Origin of the sequence: Zooshikella sp. RANM57 (genome assembly GCF_050749885.1) — a bacterium.
GTDB lineage: Bacteria > Pseudomonadota > Gammaproteobacteria > Pseudomonadales > Zooshikellaceae > Zooshikella.
Window position 1 is genome coordinate 1 of the sequence record NZ_JBOIUB010000057.1, and the last position, 701, is coordinate 701.

The window sequence follows — 701 nt, forward strand, 5'->3', positions numbered from 1 at the left end:
CACAGGAGGGAAAATGACAACCTTTGAAACGCTCATGAGGACTCATAGTGACGACAAAACAACCAGAGTAGAGTATTAGCAGGAGTGTAAAAGGCTATCACGGCGGGTCAAACTTTGCGACAGAACCCCTTATAGCATTCTATGTGCAACCTGTTGCACATGATCATAAAATGGTCAAATCACTAGTAGGTATCACCCACAATGCAATAGGCGCAACCTGTTGCATACATCAGTCATATAACACAAGTTCATCCTATTAATTCACACTCTAATCAAGCAATAACGTAATATATGCAACAGGTTGCACCCATAATCCACATTGCTTTGATTAATTGAAGTGGAGTAGGGGAGGGCAGGGCAGATGTTATCGTGTAAACTCAAGGAGCAGTAATGGATTCAGACAGAATAATAAAAGAGCTAGATCAGTATCTCTCTAACTTTTGGGATAAAGGCATCGTCCAACAAACACAAATCATTATTGGGCTACTAGAACAAAATGGGTTCTGTGGACTAGCAGGCTAAGTGTGCCCAAAATAAGTTTGTTTTTACGCTAAATAATTTTTGCAACAGAATCGAAAAAAGCGTGCTCTTTAATATGGCCCAATCAAAACTCATTCTATATGCGGAAGGAATATTTCATGAGTTAAGACTGTTAAAGAGCACTATTTCATAGGAGACCTTGCGGCTAATTTCTAGTTATA

Annotated in this window: 1 protein-coding gene; it reads left to right on the top strand. The window is 39.2% G+C overall.

The features are described from left to right. The first annotated feature begins 390 nt into the window (after nucleotides 1-390). Nucleotides 391-522, top strand: a complete 132-nt coding sequence (locus tag ACQ96U_RS27110; RefSeq protein WP_431724399.1) for a hypothetical protein — start codon at nucleotides 391-393, stop codon at nucleotides 520-522. The last annotated feature ends 179 nt before the right edge of the window (nucleotides 523-701 follow it).